The organism is Microcoleus sp. MON2_D5, from assembly GCF_036701905.1.
In the GTDB taxonomy this organism is placed as follows: domain Bacteria; phylum Cyanobacteriota; class Cyanobacteriia; order Cyanobacteriales; family Microcoleaceae; genus Microcoleus.
Map to the genome: position 1 here is coordinate 1 of NZ_JAUBRM010000110.1, position 16,706 is coordinate 16,706.

General features: G+C 42.1%; 13 protein-coding genes. 9 read left to right on the forward strand and 4 right to left on the reverse strand.

Annotated elements, in window-relative coordinates:
- Positions 1–106: 106 nt before the first annotated feature.
- The 4 genes from QUA47_RS26915 to QUA47_RS26930 all read right to left on the reverse strand — a co-directional run bounded on the left by QUA47_RS26915 (position 107) and on the right by QUA47_RS26930 (position 4,085).
- The gene (locus tag QUA47_RS26915) at positions 107–397 is read right to left on the reverse strand and encodes a hypothetical protein (protein ID WP_333433014.1); all 291 of its coding nucleotides are present in this window, start codon (positions 395–397) and stop codon (positions 107–109) included.
- 426 nt (positions 398–823) lie between these two features.
- A complete protein-coding gene (locus QUA47_RS26920; protein WP_333433015.1) occupies positions 824–1,678 on the reverse strand; it encodes a hypothetical protein in 855 nt (284 codons plus the stop codon).
- Positions 1,679–1,853: 175 nt separating this feature from the next.
- Positions 1,854–3,182, reverse strand: coding sequence for a serine/threonine-protein kinase (locus tag QUA47_RS26925; protein WP_333433016.1), 1,329 nt, complete (start codon positions 3,180–3,182; stop codon positions 1,854–1,856).
- A gap of 351 nt (positions 3,183–3,533) precedes the next feature.
- A complete protein-coding gene (locus QUA47_RS26930; protein WP_333433017.1) occupies positions 3,534–4,085 on the reverse strand; it encodes a hypothetical protein in 552 nt (183 codons plus the stop codon).
- Positions 4,086–4,234: 149 nt separating this feature from the next.
- On the opposite strand from QUA47_RS26930, the gene QUA47_RS26935 reads away from it, so the two are divergent.
- The 9 genes from QUA47_RS26935 (at position 4,235) to QUA47_RS26970 (ending at position 16,675) form a co-directional block, all read left to right on the forward strand.
- Positions 4,235–6,202 carry a phosphorylase family protein gene (locus tag QUA47_RS26935; RefSeq protein ID WP_333433018.1) on the forward strand — a complete coding sequence of 656 codons (1,968 nt, stop codon included), beginning with the start codon at positions 4,235–4,237 and terminating at the stop codon, positions 6,200–6,202.
- Complete coding sequence (locus QUA47_RS26940) at positions 6,189–7,886, forward strand: tetratricopeptide repeat protein (protein ID WP_333433019.1); 1,698 nt, start codon at positions 6,189–6,191, stop codon at positions 7,884–7,886. The genes QUA47_RS26935 and QUA47_RS26940 overlap by 14 nt, the downstream gene beginning before the upstream one ends.
- A gap of 62 nt (positions 7,887–7,948) precedes the next feature.
- Entirely contained in the window at positions 7,949–9,841 is a 1,893-nt protein-coding gene (locus QUA47_RS26945) for a tetratricopeptide repeat protein (RefSeq protein ID WP_333433020.1), read from the forward strand.
- A gap of 32 nt (positions 9,842–9,873) precedes the next feature.
- Positions 9,874–10,188 carry a hypothetical protein gene (locus QUA47_RS26950; RefSeq protein WP_333433021.1) on the forward strand — a complete coding sequence of 105 codons (315 nt, stop codon included), beginning with the start codon at positions 9,874–9,876 and terminating at the stop codon, positions 10,186–10,188.
- 2 nt (positions 10,189–10,190) lie between these two features.
- Positions 10,191–10,601, forward strand: a complete 411-nt coding sequence (locus tag QUA47_RS26955) for a tetratricopeptide repeat protein (RefSeq protein ID WP_333433022.1) — start codon at positions 10,191–10,193, stop codon at positions 10,599–10,601.
- 9 nt (positions 10,602–10,610) lie between these two features.
- Positions 10,611–10,820 carry a tetratricopeptide repeat protein gene (locus tag QUA47_RS31090; RefSeq protein ID WP_445302551.1) on the forward strand — a complete coding sequence of 70 codons (210 nt, stop codon included), beginning with the start codon at positions 10,611–10,613 and terminating at the stop codon, positions 10,818–10,820.
- A gap of 12 nt (positions 10,821–10,832) precedes the next feature.
- Entirely contained in the window at positions 10,833–11,015 is a 183-nt protein-coding gene (locus QUA47_RS26960) for a hypothetical protein (RefSeq protein ID WP_333433023.1), read from the forward strand.
- Positions 11,012–12,532: a tetratricopeptide repeat protein gene (locus tag QUA47_RS26965; RefSeq protein ID WP_333433024.1), complete on the forward strand. Its 1,521-nt coding sequence runs from the start codon at positions 11,012–11,014 to the stop codon at positions 12,530–12,532. The genes QUA47_RS26960 and QUA47_RS26965 overlap by 4 nt, the downstream gene beginning before the upstream one ends.
- A 78-nt stretch (positions 12,533–12,610) precedes the next feature.
- Positions 12,611–16,675 carry a PIN domain-containing protein gene (locus tag QUA47_RS26970; protein WP_333433025.1) on the forward strand — a complete coding sequence of 1,355 codons (4,065 nt, stop codon included), beginning with the start codon at positions 12,611–12,613 and terminating at the stop codon, positions 16,673–16,675.
- Positions 16,676–16,706: the final 31 nt, after the last annotated feature.

The following is a 16,706-nucleotide window of genomic DNA, read 5'->3' on the forward strand; positions in this document are numbered from 1 at the left end:
ATCTACTGAGTATGCTTTCATTGGTATATTATTTTTAGTCGATTTTATTGTACCTCATAACATCCGGAAGTGCTGTATGATGCCGCTTTATAAGCGGGAGGAACAGTCAGGAAAACCCTACTCTGTGGGTCGTATTTGCCCGAATAAGTGCTAAAGAATCAGAATTAATTGGCAGTGCAGAAAACCGTACCAAGCTATTCCTAGAAACCGAAAAGGCTGTGGCAACGGCATGAGCTTGCCTCGCCCGTTCTGCACGGCGTGTGAGCGTCGGAGGAAGGATCGGCGGTGTCGCCAACCGTACCAAAAATGCGGTGCGGGTGATGTGTAGCAGTGTAAGGATGTGCAGAGCCGGCAATCGCTGCTTTCCCATAGCATCGCTGTATGAGTGCGATCGCATAATCCCACTCTTAAAAACAAAGTTTTGATATAGCTAGCTGCGGGAGTGGGAGTCCCACATTAACGCCTCCACAAGCGGGGTGTTACCCACAGCTAGCTAACAAATTCTCCCAAGCAGTAATTCAAAACAGCCAAGACACCTTCATTGTCTAACGACGAGCGTGTCACCTGCTTGAGAATGCCTAGTAAAATGTTATGCAGAAACAGAAAGTAATAGATACCGAAAGCAGCCAAGCCCCCTAAAAGCATTACTATATCTTGCCGAAACTTGGCTATACCAATCAAAGCAGCAAGGAAAATTGACACAAGGATAGCGGTCTGACGCTCGAACATGAGGAAAAAGGCTCCTTTCTCTGAATGTGTTGCAATCCAGCATAGGTGGACTGCCCAAGCGTCAGAGGCAATGCGATCCAGATTTGAAGTTTTGTTAAGCTTTGCGGTAAATGCCGCCTGCCTTATGCGTGCAAAGCAATTCCCCTTTGTGCCACGCCCAGCCGTGCAAATTGCGGCTAGCTGACACTCCTAAACTCAGTGCTTCCCACAGCGACTTGTTATAGGCAACCAATTGCTTGCTGAGCAATGGGTCATTTTTTGCCTCAATTTGGCACGTCCACAGAACCATCCCAATCCAAGAAAAACCCACTTTGTGCCAAACTAAGTTTGTTTTTAATCTCTGCTTTTCTACCTCCTTAAGTTCTGGGTAAGTGCCATCCAACTCGGATCGAGCCAGAAGTTGAGTGTACTGCTGACCTACTTGCCTCCACTTTTTCATCGGAACCTCATAGTAGGGTTCCAGACATACAGAGAAAGAACTGTCCGCATCTTCTTTTAAAGTCTCGGCCAATAAATCATAGGCTGATTGAAATGGATATTGTCTCAGGCTAGCTTGGTGAAAAAATTTGTACCAAAAATGGGCTAATGGCTTGCAAAAATGCTCCACATAACCCGTCCAGATTTGGAGAAGTGCGTGGCGTCTTTTGACATATTTTTGGGCTACTTCGCAAAGCTCCCACCGAGCTTTGTACTCATTAACGCAGCAGTTCATTAACTCAGCTTTTCGTTGAGAAATCTCTTGCCGTTTTAGAGCTTCCTCAAGCGGGTAATAGTCCTGAACAAGCCACTTAGATTTCCAGCACTCAGCCAAAAGAATCTGGGTTTGTCTTGCTTTGTGCCATTCCTCTATCTGAGCTGGTGTCTTAGCTTGCTGTAGGAGGCGATCGCTGGGCAAGCTAGCTATAAGTTGGGCAATTTGCTCATCTATTTCAGGGGTTTTTCGATTCATTGGTAATTCGGGATAAAGTGGAGGACTTCGGACGGTACAGACTAGGGGGAGATTGCTCCCCGAGCGAGGAGACAGCCATCGCATTCGGGAAGTTTGGGCATGATGGGGCGGGTTGGAGGTTTGGTTGGGTTTGTCTCAAACTGGAATTGGCGGCGATCTCGAATGGCGCTACAGGTCAAGCTCCTATTAATTTTCTCACTCCTTCAAGATAGAAAAGTCTGAGACGTTCGCCCAAAACAGTCAAATCTGGCTCGCAGTTTAAAGGAGTTCTTAAGAGTTCAACTTGTGCTCCATTTACCTCTGCTAACAAAACAAGTTCGTTTCCTGTTGCAGCTCCTGTAAACTTAGGAAAAAAATCATTTGGTAAAAATTCATTTGTGATGCCGTGCCTCTCCGAGAACTTTAGGTGAGTCCAGTCTATGTCAAGTCGCTCGAAATCGCGGCTTTTCAAGTACGTTCTATTGTGAACTGTACCAAAGCCTTTTCCAAGTTCCTTTGCAACAGTTCGACTCATGTTATAAAGTTCCCGATTAAGCTGTTGAGCAAGTTCTTTAAAAGATTGGCGTCGGGCATAATCAGAGGAAGTTGATACTTTATTTTGGATGCGAGCAATATATTGTTCGGCATTGCGAGCGTTCTCAGTTGCAGAAACGCAATCTATCAAGGCTTTTTGTAGCTCGGGTATAGATTGCCAACGGTAGTCGATTTGAGTTCCGAAAGCTCGGTCAAAAATTCCATTCACTTTAGCCAGTAAATCGTCAGGGTGTTTCGCCAAAGCTTTTTGACTTTCCGGTCTTTGATGGGGCTTTCTTCCTTCGCAGTCGAGCAAAGTAACAGGAGGCGACCCAGCGATCGCAAAAAACAAAATTCCGCAGCATTGCGTAATATCTGCTCTGGGGTCGCGCTTGCTGCTGTTTACTTGAAGTTCGGGAAGTGCTAAAAATCGGTTTCCCAGTTGCTGCCAAGCGGGGGTCAAAGTAGTATTGTCAGTATCACATTCGTTAAATGATATGCCAAAATCTATAAGAACTGGAGCGCTGATGTCGTTGCAGCGGATGATAATGTTGTCCGGCTTGATATCTCGGTGTACAATCCCAAGATTGTGACAGTATTGTAGGGTTTCTAAAAGTTTCAGAACAAGATTGATAGCATCCGCGATCGCCATAGGTTTAGTGGGGTCTTCTACGATTTGTGAAAGTGTTTTCCCTTCAATGAATTCACCAACCATGTAAAGCGGAACGTCGGCAGCAAATTGGTCGGAATTCGATTCAATCAAGCGCGGGATGCCGGGGCAATCGAGGGTACTCAACGCAGCAACCTCTCTGTGCATTCTCTTGCGCCTTTCAGGATCTTTCTGATTTTTAAGTATTTTTAATACAAAACTCTGAGACCAAATTGGAGAATCTTTAGGTTTGACAAGAAAAGTATCTCCTTGCCCACCGCTTCCAATAGGTTTGACTATTTCCCATTTTTTATCCCAAGGTTTGTTTTTCGGTTTGCTCATATTCTTTGTACTTTTTATTAATGTGCGCGCTTCTTCAAATTTAGCATTTAGCTAAGAGAGCTTCGCTAACAGACAAAGAATTAAAATCAGTTAATCCCCTTTGGTAATATAAACCCTTACCCGGAAGTCGCCGTTTGATAACCTCTTGTCGATTCTCAAACATAACTGCTTGATAGGTTTGAGTAAAACGCAAATTGTACTTAATTCGAGTGCGCTTGACTTCAAAAATTAAGTTCAGCGACGGTGAGCGAGCATATAAAAATATTCACCACAACGATCGTAACTTTAGATTACAATTACGAGAGTTTCCGCTTTCAAGAGCCGTACATTATATACCTAAATAAAAAAAGGTCAACGCCCCTTTCCCAGGTCAGCATAAATGAACGTTTCAACTCCCAATACGATTAGAAGTAGAAGCTCAAGCCCGGAAAGAATGGTCACACCCAGAGGAGGTTTTGGAACCAGGAACCAGAATGTTGCCAAGGCAATCACTCCTGAAAAAACAAACGTAATCTCATCCACCATCAACTGCTGAACCTTGCGCCGTTTGCGGTGTTTGTCGTTGCGGTGAGCAATTTCCCAACCAAAGAGGGTTTCCAAATCCGTATAGCCTGTGTGTTCCTTCACCTTGTCAACCAGCTTGTAGCGGATGTAGCTGCCGATCGCCGAAATCTTCTCGTCGTTGACCACATAGGTCCAGCCCAGAATCAGGCACACCCAGGGAACTACCAGTAAAGCGTAATAGTTGGATGGGTTAGAAACAGCGAATGACACAACTGTTACGAACAGACCTAGCGTTACATAAAGCAGATTATCCCGAAAACCAATCCTTTGAGCCTGCTCAGATTTCAGTTTGTCGTATTCCTTAAAGAAAATTTCAATAATTTGGTCTTTATCACTCATGGCTGACTCCCAGTTTCTCAAATCCTATATTTATTGTGACTGATTAACAAATATTTACCAGCAAGCTAAAGAAATTCTCTCTTTCTCTAGGCAAATCCTGATTAAATAGCCAAAATAGTGGATATTCAGATTATTTCAAGGATTAACCCATGCCTCGCGCAGTAATATTGACCGCTCTCCCAGTCGAGTATATGGCTGTTCGCACCCATATAGCCGACCTCCGAGAAGAAATGCACCCCCAAGGCACAATCTACGAACGCGGAAAATTTGTTGCTAACGCTACGTCATGGGAAGTCGGGATTGTGGAAGTTGGTGCTGGTAATGCGAGTGCCGGGGTGGAAGCGGAAAGGGCGATCGCCTACTTCAATCCCAGTGTCATACTATTTGTGGGAGTTGCTGGAGGCATCAAAGATGTAGCTATTGGGGATGTGGTAGCCGCGACGAAAGTGTATGGTTACGAGTCTGGCAAGGCAAAACTGAAATTTGAACCCAGACCCGATTTAGGGCTATCTACGTACAGCTTGATCCAGCGAGCGAGGGCTGAGTCGAAAAAATCGGATTGGCTGCAAAGGCTGACATCTGCTGTACCCGATTCAAACCCTCGCGTATTCGTCGCACCGATTGCCGCCGGGGAAAAAGTGATTGCTTCAAGCAAGTCTCATGTTTTTAAGTTTATCCAGTTGAACTATGGTGATGCGGTAGCCGTGGAGATGGAGGGGCGGGGCTTGCTACAAGCGGCTCATGCCAATCACCAAGTATCGGCACTCGTTATCCGTGGGATTTCCGATCTGATTGATGGTAAGAGTGAAGCCGATGCGGGTGGTTCTCAACAAATGGCTGCTCGCAATGCCAGTGCGTTTGCTTTTGAGATTCTGGCGAAGCTGGAAGGAAATGGGTTAAGCAATGGAGATTCCAGTCGGACAACTAAAACTAAACCTATATCTCCCAACTTTTTTGCTTACGATGATACTTGGGTTGGTCGGGAAAGTCTGATTCAGGATTTGAGTTCTCGAATTCGCTCCTCTTGTCGATTACTAATACTTGTGGGAATTACAGGGATTGGGAAAACGGCTTTAGGGGAAAGATTGGCAGTCGAGTTATCAGACTGGTTTGAGGGAGATTGGAGTAAGTTTCACGAAGAAAATTTGGAGGACGAACAGCAATCTAATGATTTTGCTAGCGTAGCGGCGAGGTGGTTGGAGAAGTGGGGCGAACTGATTACACCGGAAGACCGCAAAGATACTCAACGCCTGCTATATCGGTTGGTGAGACATCTAAGAGAGAATCGCTATTTAGTTCAACTTAATTCTTTAGAGAACATTTTACAGGGGAATGAAGAAGAGGGATGGAGTGATTTCAAAGATGATTGGTGGGTGCGATTTTTTGAAAGTTTGCTGGCAGCAGATTCTTGTCAAAGCTGTATCATCCTAACTTCGCAAGATTTACCCGCTCAGATCCCAACAATAGGAACGAGGTATCAAAATTTTTGGTATTGCCAACCTCTGAGCGGTCTGGAAGAAGCAGAACGGTTGCGATTGTTCGAGAAAACAGGATTAGATGTTGGTACAGAGTCAACAGGTAAACCATATTTAGAACGAATTGGGCGTGCTTATGAAGGGCATCCTTTAGCTTTGCGGGTGATTGCTGGAGAAATTAGGAATCAACCTTTTGATGGTAATGTTCTGGCTTACTGGAATCAGTATGGACGGGAATTAGAAGAGGTTGAAAAGGCAATTGAGGAAGCAAAAACTAAAGGAGTAACAGCATCAGCCGATGATAAGTTCAACCTGCATCGATATACGCGCAGTTTGCGAAGGAATGTGCGAGTACGGTTGGAAAGGACTTTTAATCGATTGGCAAAAGATGTTCGTTATGCCTATATATTGTTGTGCGAAGCTTCGGTATATCGCTGTCCAGTACCGGAGGATTTTTGGTTGTCACATTTGGAGGATTGGGATCGGGATGAAGATGAACAGCAGGTAGCGTTGGATGCGTTGCGCGACAGATATTTAGTGGAAGGAGTAGTTGAAGGCGATCGATGTTTGCTCAGACAACACAATTTAATCAGGGGTGTGTCGCTTGAACATTTAAAGAGACTGGATTATGATGTTGAATGATTTTCGTAAAATACAGGTTAAGGGAGAAGATCCAGGAACGATAACTGGACTAATTTCACTGGGAAATAATGCAAAAGTCCAAGGAAATTATCAGGATGCTACTCAACACTATCTTCAAATTTTGGAATTGGCTTTCCAAACCTCAAATCAACAAGCACAAGCCATAGCCTTAGCCGGACTGGGTAGTCTACTCACTTGTTGTCATCAGTATGAAATGGCAATTGAATACTATCAACAACAATTAAATGTTTCACTCAATATTAACGATTTGGTGTGGCAAGCAGATGCAATATGCAGCTTAGGATATCTACATTATTTGCTTGGGAATTACGGCAAGGCTATTGAATTACAGATAAAATGTTTTGACATTTTAAAAAAAATGGAAATTCCAGAGGTACAAGCAAGACGATTACGTTGTCTTGGTATGATTGATTGTGAATTCCAAGAGTATGAAACAGCAATAGATTCTTATGAAAAATCTATTTATATTTATCAAAAAATTCAATTACCACTAGAAGAGGCGGAAACTTTAGTAAATTTGGCGATCGCGGAAAGAGAAGCCAAACGTTCTAAATCTGTCGGCAACTTAAGCCTAGTCAATTTACAGTCAGTTGTAGACAATTTATATAAAGCCTACTCCCTCTCTGATACACTAGGAGATAGTGCTTTAAAAGCAAAAGCTCTCAAAGAATTAGCAATAACCTATGAAATAGCAAAACACATAGATTTAGCTATACAAAGATGCAATTTAGCCTTAGAATTAGCTCGCAAAAATCTCAATAAGTATTTGATCGGCGAATGCGAAGCAATACTAACAAAATATATAAATTATGAAATATCTCAAGAAGAATATAATCTAGAAAAACAAAATTGGTACTCGCCATCTTTCCCACAAACCAAAGTAATTGATGAAAAAGAATCTCAAGAAATAAAAGATAGTAGTGATGTTGTAATAATTACTGCGACAAGTGTTGAACTGCAAGCAGTATTAAAATTACTTGACCCTTATCCTGACCAAAAACAGATTTTACGAATATACGCTAAATCAGGAACATACTATTGTGGAAAGTTAGGCTGCCACAACACGATTGTTACTAAATGCAGGATGGGAGCAGTCGATGAGGGTGCATCTACCTTAGCAACTAATCAAGCTCTGGATATGTGGAATCCCAAGGCAGTTATTATGGTGGGTATTGCCTTTGGTAAATGTCCGACTGAGCAGAAAATAGGAGATGTTTTAGTTGCCTCAGAGATTATTTTCTACGAAAGGCAGCGCCAGGGAAAAGAAATAACACCTCGTGGTAGTATTCCTCCAAGTGATGGGACATTACTTAATCGCTTTGAAAATGCTTATGAATGGCAGTTTGTTCTTCCTAACGGGCAGCTATCTAAAATTATTCCCAGCCCTATTCTCTCAGGAGAAAAGTTAGTTGACGATCCAGAATTTAAAGCTATGCTTTTTAAGCAGTTTCCGCAAGCCAAAGGAGGAGAGATGGAAGGATCTGGACTTTGTGCAGCAGCAAGAGAATCAAGGACACCGTGGATTTTAGTGAAGTCTATCTGCGATTGGGGAGACGGGACTAAACATAAAAAGCACCAACCATTAGCTGCTGCCGCTGCTGCTGACCTAGTGCATTATGTGTTATCTCAACCCTATGTACTCGATTCAATTAAAAAGCTTTGAAGTTAATCAAATAATAGTTTTTAAGTCTTTGCTGTTTTATTCCTAAAAAATAGGCACAAATTATGAGTAATAAAACTGAGTTAAATAATCAAGAAAAATTGAATTTACCGGAAGTTGGTCTTGCGCCTTCCGGCGATTCAGTTTTAGCAGAACTTGGTATATATCCAGCCGAACTGAAATCTATCAAACCCCGATGGAAACGGACTCAATATAGAGCGATTGTCAATTGGATTGCTAACTATAAACCGCATTTAGATGCTTCCAATATAGAGGAGGTCAAAGGCTTTATCGAAGCATTTCACCATCTCTGCGAAGTAGAAAATTGGGGACAAGCTAAGAATCTTCTTTCTATTGACCTCAATACACCTACTAATGAAGAATTGCACGCGCAAATGCGCCTTTGGAGTTACTATCGTCAGGTATCCGATCTCTACGATAGACTCTTAGGCAAGTTAGATTCTAGATGGGATGCTATTTGTTGGAATGGTCTAGGCATTGTTGCTAATTCTACTGGAAACTACCACCGAGGAATTGAGTGCCATCAACAGCATCTGGAACTCGCGCGCTCGCTAGGTGATTCTCAGCAAGAAGCAGTAGCACTGGGGAATCTAGCTATTACCTATAATTCTTTAGGTGACATTACCCATGCGATCGATCTCTACGAACAGTGTTTAGCCATCCTACCGGAAATAGGCGATCGACAAGGAGAAGGAAGGGTATTAGGGAATTTAGGTATTGCGTACAATTCTCTAGGCAACTTTTCCCGCGCTATTGAATACCATCAGCAGCATTTAGATATAGCACGAGAAATCGGGAATCGTCAGGGAGAAGGAATAGCACTCAGCGGTTTGGGTTTTGCTTATTACGAGCTTGGAAATTACCCTCTAGCAATTGATTGCCACCAGCAGCATTTGGCTATTGCACTAGAAATAGGCGATCGCCAAGGAGAAGCGGTGGCGCTAGGAAACTTAGGCAATACTTACAATTCATTAGGAAATTACGAGCAAGCAATTGAATACCACCAGCGGCATTTGACAATCGCACGGGAAATCGGCGATCGCCAGGGAGAGGGAAATGCGCTGGGAAATTTGGGTAATGTTTACCATTGGCTGGGAGATTACAGTGGTGCAATTAAGTACCACGGAAAATATTTAACCATCGCACAGATAATAGGGGATCTTCAGGGACAAGGAACTGCATTAGGTAATTTGGGAAATACCTACTATTTTCTAGCAGAATATGCTAAAGCCACTGATTGTTATCAGAAGCATTTGGCTATTTCGCGGGAAATCGGCGATCGAAAAGCAGAAGGGAATGCACTAGGCAATTTGGGCAATGTCTTCGATGCTCTAGGAAATTACGAGCAAGCCATTAATTACCAGCAGCAGCATTTGGCGATCGCGCGGGAAATCGGCGATCGACAGGGAGAAGCTGGTGCTTTGGGTAATATTGGCAATATCTGTGATTCATTAGGAAATTACGAGCAAGCCATTGAATACCACCAGCAGCATTTGAGAATTGCACGGGAAATTGGCGATCTACAAGGAGAAGCAACTGCATTGATTAATTTGGGTAGTGCTAATTATTCCCAAAAACATTTTTCTGGTGCAATAGATTACTATCAGCAGGCTTTAATAATCGCAAAGAAAATCGGAGATAGACAAGGAGAAGGAATGACATTGTGCAATTTGGGAGCTATTCTCATTGAATATGGTCAGTATGCAGAAGCGTTAGAATCTTTGCAGCAAGCCCTAGAGATTTTGCAGGAAATTGGTGATATTTCTACTGAGGCTACTGCTCTATATAACTTAGCAAAGCTTTATAAGAAGTTGACGTATTCCGAGCAAGCGCTGATGTATTGCGATCGCGCCTTGTCCATTGCCACCGAGTTAGATATCCCTCTACAAAAAAAATGTATAAAATTAAAACAACAATTGGAGCGCCGCCATAATTGATTCGACATAAAACTTCTGATTGGTACTAAAAAATGGATCAAATAACACCCTGTCTCGAGACATTTTTAGCTGAACTTGGTATTGAACAAGCTACTTTAAAACTTATTACTCCTAAATGGAAACGTACTCAGTACAGAGCGGTAATCAACTGGCTCACAAAGTATAAGCCCGCGACCGATGCTTCAAATCTAGATCAGGTACGAGGTTATTTGGAAGCATTCCATTATCTATGTGAAGTCGAAGCTTGGAATCAAGCTTTAAAAATTTTAGTCATTAATATTACTTATCCTGAAAATGAACAGTTACATAATCAACTATTTACTTGGGATATTATAGAAATCTATTAGAATTGTACAAGAAATTTTTAGAACACTTAGCTAATATCCATCCCTCTTATCAGACTATTTTCTTGTACGGTATGGGCAAGGTATATTATGCTCAGGGATACCTGGAAAAAGCCATTGAATATTATCAACAGGCATTAGAACTTGCACGTATACTTCTCGATTGTCAGCAGGAAAGTGCAATTTTAAATAGCCTCGGACTTGTTTACTTATATTTAAGAAATCACTCCCAATCAATTAATTACACCTGGCAAGCTTTAGTTATTGCATGGAAAAATCATAACTATCAAGGGCAAGCTATCGCTTTAAACAGCTTAGGGCTAGTGTTTTGTCAAAAGGGAAAATACTCCAAAGCAATTAAGTACCTGCAGGAGAGTCGGAGGATTTTACGTCAAAGCTACAACCCTTCGTTATAGGGAAGGGTTTTGGGAAGCCTCGCGCAAGCTTATGGTGGTTTAGAAAATTACGAGAAAGCTATTGAATACCAACAGCAACATTTAACCCTTATGCAAACTACCCAAGATCATGCAGGAGAGGGGGAGGCATTATTTAACTTAGCAACTACACTAGCAATTTGTCAACAGGATTCAGAATCGATGAAATATTTTCAGGAATCTCTGGACATCTGTAGATAAATTGGCAATCGTTTGACTGAAGTTAATGTCCTTTTAAATTTAACAGCCTTTTATCAAAGATTAGGTAATAAAGATTTGGTTCGTAAGTATTGTCAACAGGCTTTTACCATTGCCGATAAACTAGGTATACCGCTTGACTCCTTTCAGCAGTTAGGCCCAAGATTGCAAAAAACTCAAAGAGAGGCTGCTCAATGAACAGGCAGGAACAAATGATTCTGGAAACAGATGACCTGGCTCAAGCTGGGCAAACAATTCTATTTCACTTAGGGCTTTCTACTGCCGGTGGGCGACACACACTCGTTTCACACCTGGAGCGTGCCCACTATAAAGCCGTTAAGAACTGGCTGACAAAATATCAACCAAAGGCTGAGGCAACCAATATAGAGCAAACGAGAGGTCTTCTGGAATCGTTTCACCACTTGTGTGAAGTAGCCGCGTGGGAACAGGCAATTGAGTTAATGTTGATCTCAGTCAATCTTGTGAATAAGAGCTTGGAAGGCTCTCTCATTGAGCCATTCCACCATCAGTTAGGGCGATGGGGATACTATCCCGAGCAAGTCCTGCTTTATAAAAGACTCTTAGGTCATTTGACTCCAGAGACAGAAATGGTTTGTTTGAATGGTTTAGGTCTGGCTTATCAGACTCTAGGTGATTATTCGAGGGCTATTGAATATCATTCCCAGCATTTGAACCTCGCCAGACAAACAGGTGATTTGGAAGCCGAAAAAAACGCGCTTGTTAACTTGGGAAATGTCTATGGTGCAACGAGGCAATACCTTGTGGCAGTTGCTTGCTATGAAGAGGCACTAAACTTGGCGCGTCAGTTGGGCGATCGCAAAGGGGAAGGAAAACTTTTGGGTAACTTCGGCGTGTTGCAACGATTGCAGAGCAATTTTGAGGAAGCTATCGCGTATCATCAGCAACACTTGCAGATTGCCTGGGAATTAGACGATCAAGAGGGGGAAGCAAACGCTTTAGAAAACCTGGGAGTCGCTCAGTATTACCTGGGAGTCCACGATATTGCCAGAGATCTCTTCCAGAGCAGTTTACGAATTAGCGCTCAAATTGGTAACAAAAAGGCGATGGCGGTGACTTTAGGCAGTTTGGGCAACGTTATTACAGAATTGGGAGATATTCAGGAGGGCCTTCATTACTATCAACAACAGCTTGAAATATCTCGTGAAATCAACTATCTGGAAGGACAAGAAAAGGCTTTGGGCAATATTGGTACGATTTACAAAGACTTGGGTAATTACGAAGTCTCATTGGAGTACCTTCGACAAAATCTTTCCCTTGCTCGCCAACGTCAAAGCCGTCAGAGTGAAGCCTATGCTCTCAGCAATATGGGTAACACCTACACTTGCTTGGGTCAGTATAAAGAGGCAATTCGATGCCAGCAAGCCAGCATAGAAATTACTCAGGGGATGGGCGATCGCTGGGGATGCGCGGCTGCTATGTATAATTTGGGGGATGGCTATCGACTGTCCAAGCAGTTCGATCGGGCTGTCTCCAGTCTGGTGAATAGTCTGCTCATTTTTGACTCACTGCAAGCCTCTCAAATCGAAACAGTAATGGTACTGCTAACCCAAATCACTTTTGAGGTTGGTATTGAAGAGTATATTGAACTGCTGGATAAACATTTGGCGACCATTCAGGAAGCTCAGGGCGAAGATGCGGTACTTAAGTTAAGAAAACATTTATTTGAGGAGTAAATCACAACCACAAGTGGGCAATTTTATATGGATAATTGTAAAATAAAATAATAGACAGTGATACAAAAGTATTTACCAATGCCTCGTGCAGTCATCCTAACCTCTCATCCTGATGATTACCAAACTGTTCGTGTTCATTTAACGCACCTTGCAGAGGAAACGCATTCGCAAGGTACGGTCTATGAGTTAGGGCAATTTTCTACAAATGGACAAACCTGGGAAGTCGCAATCGCCGAGATTGATAACAGCAATACCAGTGCAGCTTCAGAAGCAGAGCGAGCAATCAGTCACTTCCAGCCAGATGTCATCCTTCTGGTAGGCGCTGCTACTGGCATTAAGGATGTACGTCTGGGTGATGTTGTAGTTGCTACCAAAGTGTATGGTTACGAGTCGGGTAGAGCAGAAAATAAATTTTTACCTCGACCAGAGGCGGAGAGACCATCCTATCCTCTTCGGCAAAGAGCCAAAGCTGAACGGAATAAACTTGACTGGCTGAATAGGTTATCTCCTAGCATATCTAATTCATTGCCTTCTGTTCTTCTAGCACCGATCGCATCTGGAGAGAAAGAAGTTGCTGATGAACAGGCGGAGCTTCTAAAGTTTTTGCGTTCTCAATATAGTGATGCTGTCGCTGTTGAGAATTTAGGATTCGGCTTTCTCAAAGCTGTTGATGCTAACCAGAACGTTCTTGCATTAACAGTACATGGTATCTGCCGTCTGATTAATGATAATCCAGACATGGGAATTCAAGCAGATTCCAGATCCATTGGATCGCAGAATGCAATTGCATTCACTTTTGAGATTCTTGCTAAGTACAAAACAGATAATGCCGGAACCACTGAACGACTTCAAGGAGTTAAGTCATACGGCATAACTACTGATAATCTGCTAGCTGTAATTGAAAAACAAGTTAAAGAAGTAGTGAATGGCGGCTCAAGCAGCCTTATTGATGAACGTCATAAACGTATTGATCATGCACAAACCTTAATCCAACAGGGACAATTCAATCAGGCAGTTCAATATCTAGAAATGCTGAAGGCGGAGCTATGGTATCAACTAGATGACATACTCAAGTATCGTCTTCTAACAAATTTAGGTATGGCAAAGCTGGGTCTTGACGAAAGCAGTGATGCTGCTGCTGCAAAATTTGTGGAAGCACAGCAATATAATCCGCAAGATGACGCAGCATTAGCCCTAGCAGCAATGGGCTATGTGTTTCAAAAAGACTATCCCAACGCTGAGAAATTTATTGAGACAGCATTGCAGAAAAACCCAGCGAATGCCCTTGCATATTCGTTGCGTGTTCGGATAGCTTCAGTCACAGAATCTATTGAGTCAGTGCTAGAACAAATTCCTCCTGCGTACCACGAATGCACAGATATTTTGGTAGCACTTGGAGAAGCAGCTCTGAAACGTGGACTATATGAAAAGGCAGAAGAATGGTGGCAAGCTGCTCTTAATAACAACAATGGCAGCAGCATGGATAGCGTCAAAGCTTTTCTGGGTGTTGCTTTAATGGAACCTATTACTCAAAACTATCCGCTTATTGCTGCTGGTCAGCTATTAGATTCTCAAAAGCATAGTTTGGAACGGGCTGTTTCCCTCTTCACTAAAGTTTTGGGAGGAACCTACGTAAATCCAAATGATTTATCACACCTAAAATTCACAGCGTTGGTTAATAGAGCAGGAACTCTGCGATTGCTAGGTCATTATGATGAAGCAATTCGTGACATTGAAATTGCTCTTAGGAAAAAACCCAAAGAGCCTTACTTGATTAAACAACGTGCTCTGTTAGCCCATGAAAAAGGAAACGAAGAAGAAGCTTATAACTATGTGCAGCAAATTTTGTTTTCTCCCGAAACACCAGAAGCATCGTTGTTAGCTGCTAGCTCCTTAATGGCTCTCAAGCGCGTTAAGGAAGCGGAAGACATATTGAACCAGTTTTTGCAAACAGACAGTCCTGAATATCTCAAGCAGGAAGCTAAGCGCCTCAAGTTTGACCTGTTCTTAGAACGTGACGATCGCAAGAATGCAGAGGACATACTTCAACAGGTAAACAACGAAGACCCAGAAAGCGTTTTTACACTTATTCAAAACATCCGGTGGCAGAAGTATATTGGTTCAGAGGAAAATATTCCAGCGTTAGTTGAACAAGCTAAAGCGGCTCTTTTTTCCAAAAGTTCTACTCATGCCCAAATTATTCTTGCTGATGTTCTTTATTCATTGAGTTACTATCGGGATGCAGCCGAAGTTTATGAGCACTTTGTTGATAAAACCCTTAATACTGCACTTTCTCGCCAGTTGGTACAAGCTCACTATTTCGCAGGAAACTACAGAGATGCGCTGAATTTATGCCAACAGCTTCTCGATAAATATGGTGTTCTACCGACTCTCTCCGAAATAGCTGCCTCTATCTATGGCGATATAGGTAATATGGATGCTACTAGGCAAATTTGTGAGAATTACCTCAATATTTTTCCCGATAATGTAGTAGTGCAGTTGCTATTGGCATCAGTGCACTATGCTACAGGAAAATATGAGGAATTAGATCGATTTCTTGATTCAAGACCAAGTATTAAAACTTTAAAATTAGCTAACATTAAGAAACTTGCTCAATTTTATAAATTTAGGGATCGGATCGATAGCTTTTTTGAAGTGATTTATGAAATGAGGCATTGTTTCTATAACGATGGGCAAGTTCATGCCTTCTATCAGATATCATATCTTGAGGCAACCAAAATCCAATCGGGCATTCAGAATTTTGAGACAGTAAAAGATGGATGCGGAGTTCTCTTGAGGAATAATTTTGGTAAAGACCAGTGGTACATCCTTGAAGATCGACCAGATGCAAATTTAACCCAGTATGAACTTAATTCTAGCCAATTACTTTATCAATACTTGATTGGTAAGAATATTGGAGAAGAAATTGTTCTAGTAGAAGATAACTTCGGACGTAATGCTTTCAAAATTTTAGCTATCACAGATAAATACTGTGCGGCAGGTAAGCAAAGCTTCTCTGTATTAGAAAATCAGATTAATATCAAGGATTTTAGGATGGTTGCTGTTCCAATGGAGGGAGATAGTCCCTCTTCTAATTGGGTGCAACAGTTTATTAAAGGATTACAACAATATCAAGAGGATTTTAATCTCATCAAATCTGAATATGTTTCAGGTAAGTTTCCTCTTGGTACTGTTGCTATTTTGGTGAATCGCAATCCAATAAAACTTTGGCAGATTTTGACATTTGGATCGTCACCTTTCATTCATGCATGGTCTAACTACCAACAGGAGAAGTTTGAAGATGCTTTAATCACTCTTCAAAAGGGTGGACTTATCGTTATCGATCCTATCTCATTAGTTACTCTTCACCATTTAGGGGTCGCAGATGATGTTGTGAGACTTCTCGGAAAATTTGGAATTGCCCAGTCAACAATCGACCTGTTTCAAGCAAAGCTCGACACAGCACAAGGTTTACAGGGTGAGGGATTTACAACTTTTGGAGTAGAGGATGGGCAAGGTATCAAACAAGAGGTTACTTCAGAACAGATTGCTCGAGAAAAAACTTTTTTTGGACAAATTATTAATTGGGTTAGAGAGAATTGTTTTGTTTTACCTTGCCAGAGAAAACTGGATATCAACCATGACGAGCGAACCAAACTATATGAGTCGATAGATGCAGTGTTTATTGATACAATGCTAATTGCTGGAGAGCCTGGACGTATTCTATATTCTGACGATCAGTGGTTACGCTGGTATGCAGGTGCAGATTCGAGTGTACCGGGAGTTTGGACGCAAGTTGTTTTGAGATACTGTTTAATACAGCAAAATACTAACGAATCTCTTTACAGTAAAGCAACACTAGAACTTGCAAATCTGGGTTACAGATACACAATCATTGATGCTAAAATTTTGATGGAGGCAGTCAGAATCACCGAATGGAAATTACAGCCAATTTATGCTTCAGCGTTAAAAGCACTTGCTGATAAAAATACTACTCTGGAATATGCAGTGTCCGTCGCAGCGGATTTTCTCCGTCAACTTTATCTTGACGTTGTTATAACACATACTCAGTTGATTGACCCTCGTGATGCTTTAGTTTTCGGGTGCATCTCAGTTTTGCACATATATCAAGTGGAAAGTTGACCATTGAGATAAGCACAGCGCAGAGAAAGGA

Excerpts from the sequence above, each read along its gene's own strand:
- QUA47_RS26970 (WP_333433025.1), top strand. The coding sequence starts at position 12,611 with ATGCCTCGTGCAGTCATCCTAACCTCTCATCCTGATGATTACCAAACT.
- QUA47_RS26930 (WP_333433017.1), bottom strand. The coding sequence starts at position 4,085 with ATGAGTGATAAAGACCAAATTATTGAAATTTTCTTTAAGGAATACGAC.
- QUA47_RS26940 (WP_333433019.1), top strand. The coding sequence starts at position 6,189 with ATGATGTTGAATGATTTTCGTAAAATACAGGTTAAGGGAGAAGATCCA.
- QUA47_RS26920 (WP_333433015.1), bottom strand. The coding sequence starts at position 1,678 with ATGAATCGAAAAACCCCTGAAATAGATGAGCAAATTGCCCAACTTATA.
- QUA47_RS26915 (WP_333433014.1), bottom strand. The coding sequence starts at position 397 with ATGCGATCGCACTCATACAGCGATGCTATGGGAAAGCAGCGATTGCCG.
- QUA47_RS26965 (WP_333433024.1), top strand. The coding sequence starts at position 11,012 with ATGAACAGGCAGGAACAAATGATTCTGGAAACAGATGACCTGGCTCAA.
- QUA47_RS26950 (WP_333433021.1), top strand. The coding sequence starts at position 9,874 with ATGGATCAAATAACACCCTGTCTCGAGACATTTTTAGCTGAACTTGGT.
- QUA47_RS26935 (WP_333433018.1), top strand. The coding sequence starts at position 4,235 with ATGCCTCGCGCAGTAATATTGACCGCTCTCCCAGTCGAGTATATGGCT.
- QUA47_RS26925 (WP_333433016.1), bottom strand. The coding sequence starts at position 3,182 with ATGAGCAAACCGAAAAACAAACCTTGGGATAAAAAATGGGAAATAGTC.
- QUA47_RS26945 (WP_333433020.1), top strand. The coding sequence starts at position 7,949 with ATGAGTAATAAAACTGAGTTAAATAATCAAGAAAAATTGAATTTACCG.